This window comes from Actinophytocola sp., assembly GCF_036402745.1.
GTDB lineage: Bacteria > Actinomycetota > Actinomycetes > Mycobacteriales > Pseudonocardiaceae > Actinophytocola.
This window is the reverse complement of sequence record NZ_DASWSJ010000091.1, coordinates 1-4,706: the sequence shown is the minus strand read 5'-3', so window position 1 is coordinate 4,706 and position 4,706 is coordinate 1. Positions and strand designations below refer to the sequence as shown.

Annotated in this window: 2 protein-coding genes and 1 pseudogene; 2 read left to right on the top strand and 1 reads right to left on the bottom strand. The window is 68.7% G+C overall.

Translation table 11 applies throughout. The annotated features are described in order from the left end of the window. Nucleotides 1-42 precede the first annotated feature (42 nt). Nucleotides 43-3,612, bottom strand: a complete 3,570-nt coding sequence (dnaE, locus tag VGD70_RS09060) for a DNA polymerase III subunit alpha (RefSeq protein ID WP_331080045.1) — start codon at nt 3,610-3,612, stop codon at nt 43-45. 130 nt (nt 3,613-3,742) lie between these two features. On the opposite strand from dnaE, the gene VGD70_RS09055 reads away from it, so the two are divergent. Both VGD70_RS09055 and VGD70_RS09050 read left to right on the top strand, forming a co-directional pair. Continuing rightward, entirely contained in the window at nt 3,743-4,372 is a 630-nt protein-coding gene (locus VGD70_RS09055; protein ID WP_331080043.1) for a uridine kinase, read from the top strand. A gap of 142 nt (nt 4,373-4,514) precedes the next feature. Beyond that, nucleotides 4,515-4,706: pseudogene (locus tag VGD70_RS09050) on the top strand (peroxiredoxin); the annotation flags it as partial.

The window sequence follows — 4,706 nt, the reverse complement described above, 5'->3', positions numbered from 1 at the left end:
GCCAACCAACCTCGCCAAGCAGCTACCACACCCGAGCAACCGTCAGGCGTCCACTGCAACCCCAGGAATCGCCTTGATCTCGCCCAGGAAAGCCGGGCTCACCTTGATCGGGTAGTCGTCGAGAGCGAGCGTGACGCCGTTCTCCTTGTGGGCGAACCTCAAATGGACCGGCGTGTCACCGCGGTGTGCGGCCAGCGTGTTCTTCAGCTCTCCCACCACCTCGTCGTTCAACCGCGACGGGTTGCACAGCAACACGAACGGCGGGGTCTCCCCCGGCGCCCCGAGGTCGGCGTCCGTGATGTCCAACGGGATCAGGCCGGAGCCGAAGATGGACATCTTGTCCTCGCGCCAGTTCACCCGGCCCTTGACCGCCACCGCGGCGTCCTCGATCAGGTCCTGGGACAGCACCGAGTACGACTTGGCGAAGAACAACACCTCGATCGACGCGTCCAGGTCCTCGATGGTGCAGATGGCCCACGGCTCGCCCTGCTTGTTCACTCGGCGCTCCAGAGCCGAGATCATGCCGGACAGCACGATCTCGCCTTCCTTGGGCGCGTCGCTGATGATCTCGGCGATCGGCTTGGGGGCGTGCTTGCGGAGCAGGCGCTCAGCACCGTCCAGCGGGTGGGCCGACACGTACAGGCCCAGCATCTCGCGCTCGTACCCGAGCAGTTGCTTGCGCGGCCACTCCTCCGCGGTGAACTTGAGGTGCGCCAACGGGGACGCGTCGCTGGGGGCCGGCGTCGTGTCGTCGCCGCCGAAGAGGTCGAACTGGCCCATCGCCTCCTGGCGCTTGAGGCCGACCACCGCCTCGACCGCTTCCTCGTGCACCTGGACCAGCGAGAGCCGGGTGTGGCCGAGCGAGTCGAAGGCTCCCGCCTTGACCAGCGACTCGATCACCCGCTTGTTGCAGCACAGCAGCTCGGACTTGTCGAGGAAATCGGTGAACGAGACGTACGCGCCCTTGCTCGCGCGGGTCTGGATGACCGACTCGACCACGTTGGCGCCGACGTTGCGCACGGCCCCGAGACCGAACCGGATATCCGTGCCGACCGCGGCGAAGCGCAGGCCCGACTCGTTGACGTCCGGCGGCAGCACCTTGATGCCGGACCGGCGGCATTCGGACAGGTAGACCGCGGACTTGTCCTTGTTGTCGGCGACCGACGTGAGCAGCGCCGCCATGTACTCGGCCGGATAGTTCGCCTTGAGGTACGCCGTCCAGTACCCGACCAGCGCGTACCCGGCCGCGTGCGACTTGTTGAACGCGTACCCGGCGAACGGGAGGATCGTGTCCCACAGGGTCTTGACGGCTTCCGGCGAGTAGCCGTTGGCCTTCATGCCCTCCTCGAAGCCGGCGTACTCCTTCTCCAGCACCTCGGCCTTCTTCTTACCCATGGCCTTGCGCAGCACGTCGGCTCGACCCATGGAGTAACCGGCCACCTTCTGCGCGATCTGCATGATCTGCTCCTGGTAGACGATCAGACCATGGGTCTCGGCCAGAATGTCCTTGAGCGACTCCTCGAGCTCCGGGTGGATCGGCGTGATCCGCTGACGGTTGTTCTTCCGGTCGGCGTAGTTGTTGTGCGTGTTCATCGCCATCGGGCCTGGCCGGTACAGCGCGTTGACGGCGGTGATGTCGTTGAACTCGGTCGGCTGCATGCGGCGCAGCAGGTCGCGCATCGCGCCACCGTCGAGCTGGAAGACGCCGAGGCTGTCGCCGCGGCCGAGCAGTTCGAAGGTGGCCTTGTCGTCCAGCGGGAGGGTGTCGAGGTCGATGTCCTCGCCGCGGTTGGCCTTGATGTTGTCGATCGCGTCGCCGATGACCGTGAGGTTGCGCAGGCCCAGGAAGTCCATCTTGAGCAGGCCGATGGCCTCGCACGACGGGTAGTCCCAGCCGGTGATGATGGAGCCGTCGTCTCGGCGCCACAGCGGAATCGACTCCATCAGCGGCTGCGACGAGAGGATGACCGCGCAGGCGTGCACGCCCGCGTTGCGGATCAGACCCTCGAGGCCGCGCGCGGTCTCGAAGATCTTGGAGACCTCGGTGTCGGTCTCGATCAGCGTGCGGACCTCGGTGGCCTCCGCGTAACGCTCGTGCTTCGGGTCGACGATCCCGGACAGCGGGATGTCCTTGGCCGCCACCGGCGGCGGCAGCGCCTTGGAGATCCGGTCGGCCATCGTGAAGCCGGGTTGGCCGTGGATGACCCTGGCCGAGTCCTTGATCGCGGCCTTGGTCTTGATCGTGCCGAACGTGATCACCTGAGCGACCTTGTCCGACCCGTACTTGTCGGTGGCGTACGCGATCATCTCGCCGCGGCGGCGGTCGTCGAAGTCGATGTCGATGTCGGGCATCGACTCGCGTTCGGGGTTGAGGAACCGCTCGAACAGCAGGCCGTGCGCGATCGGGTCGAGGTTGGTGATGCCCAGCGCGTAGGCCACCAGCGAGCCGGCGGCCGAACCACGGCCGGGGCCGACCCGGATGCCGACCTTGCGCGCGTAGGTGACCAGGTCGGCGACCACCAGGAAGTAGGCCGGGTACCCCTTCTGGGTGATCACGTCCAGCTCGAACTCGGCGCGGTCGACGTACTCCGGTGGCACGCCGTTCGGGAGCCGCCACTGCAAGCCGCGCATGACCTCCTTGTGCAGCCAGCTGGGCTGGGTCTCGCCGGCCGGCACGTCGAACATCGGCATCCGGTCGACGGGCGCCCAGATCTCGTCGTACGACTCGACCCGCTCGGCGATCAGCAGCGTCGAGTCGGCGGCGCCGGGGACCTCCTTGTCCCAGTACCGGCGCATCTCCTCGGCGGACTTGAGGTAGTAGCCGTTGCCGTCGAACTTGAAGCGGTTGGGGTCGGACAGCGTCTTGCCGGACTGCACGCACAGCAGCGCGGCGTGCGCGTCGGCCTGGTCCTGGGTGACGTAGTGCGAGTCGTTGGTGGCGAGCGGCGTGAGCTGGAGCTGGCGGGCGATGTCGAGCAGGCCCTCGCGCACCGAGCGCTCGATGGGCAGGCCGTGGTCCATCAGCTCGAGGAAGAAGTTGTCCTTGCCGAAGATGTCCCGGTAGTCGGCGGCGGCCTGGACGGCCTCGGCGGTCTGGCCGAGCCGCAGCCTGGTCTGGACCTCGCCGGACGGGCAGCCGGTGGTGGCGATGATGCCCTCGGCGTACTCGGCGATGAGCTCGCGGTCCATGCGCGGCTTGCGGTAGTAGCCCTCCATGCTCGCGCGCGAGGAGAGCGTGAACAGGTTGCGCAGGCCCTGGGCGTTGCCGGCGAGCATGGTCATGTGCGTGTAGGCGCCGCCGCCGGAGACGTCGCCGCCCTCGCCGAGCTCGTCGCTGCTGCGCTGGCGCGCCTCACCCCAGAAGATCGGCTTCTTGTGGTAGCGGCTGGCCGGCGCGATGTAGGCCTCGATGCCGATGATCGGCTTGATCCCGGCCTTGCGCGACTCCTGGTAGAACTGGTCGGCGCCGTACATGTTGCCGTGGTCGGTCATGCCGACCGCGGGCATGCCTAGCCGGGCGGCCTCGGCGAAGAGCGGCGCGACCTTGGCGGCGCCGTCGAGCATCGAGTACTCGGTGTGCACATGGAGATGAACGAACGAATCAGCCGCCACGAGGCACCACCCTACGACGGGGTGACGCGGAGGCGAACGACTGGTTTGGGCGTGTCGGGGAGCTTCGCGGGCATGGGTGGTTTCTACCGCGTGGCACCGACAATTTCGGACGCTTGGCATGATCGACCGCATGCGGTTCCGTCCCGTGTCCCCCGACCTGCTGGTGGACGAGGTGGCCGACCGGGTGCTGGCCCGGCCGGCCACGGCGTGGACCCGCGTGGCGGTGGACGGCGCGCCGCCGGCCCGGCCCGGTGACCTCGCCGACCGCCTGGCCGAGGCGGTGCGCCTGCGCGGCCGGCCGGCCCTCCGCGTGTCGGCCGCCGACTTCCTGCGACCCGCGTCGCTGCGGTTCGAGCGGGGACGCCTCGATCCCGACGCGCGCTACGCCGACTGGCTCGACGCCGGCGGGCTGGTCCGCGAGGTGCTGGCGCCGCTCGGGCCGGACGGGCCGGGGCGGGTGCTGCCGGCGCTGTGGAACGCGGCGACCGACCGGTCGAGCCGGGCTTCGTATGTGTCGCTGCCGCCCGGCGGGGTGCTGGTGCTGGACGGCGAGCTGCTGCTCGGGCGCGGGCTGCCGCTCGAGTACACCGTGCATCTGTGGCTGTCCGGGCCCGCGCTGGCGCGGGTCTTCCCCGAGACCTGGGCGCTGCCCGCGTTCAGCCGGTATGACCACGAGGTGCGGCCGCTGCACACCGCGGACACGGGGGTGCGGGTGGACGATCCCCAGCACCCCGCGCTCCTCGACGACTCCCCCGTGTGATGGCACTCTGGTATCGTATCGAACATATGAGCGAGCTGGTTCTGGAGGGTCGCTCGCGGCCGGATCACAGGAGGTGCGCATGGCGGGTCGTTGTGCGGCAGACTGATCACCCGTCTGTCAGTGCTTCCCCGCAGGAGGATTCATGGCCACCACCCGCACCGCCAACGCCCACTGGGAAGGCGCGCTGCTCGATGGTTCCGGCACCGTGTCGCTCGACTCGTCCGGCATCGGCTCGTTCCCGGTGTCCTGGCCGTCACGCGCGGAGGCGGCGAACGGCAAGACCAGCCCCGAGGAGCTGATCGCGGCCGCGCACTCGACGTGCTACTCGATGGCG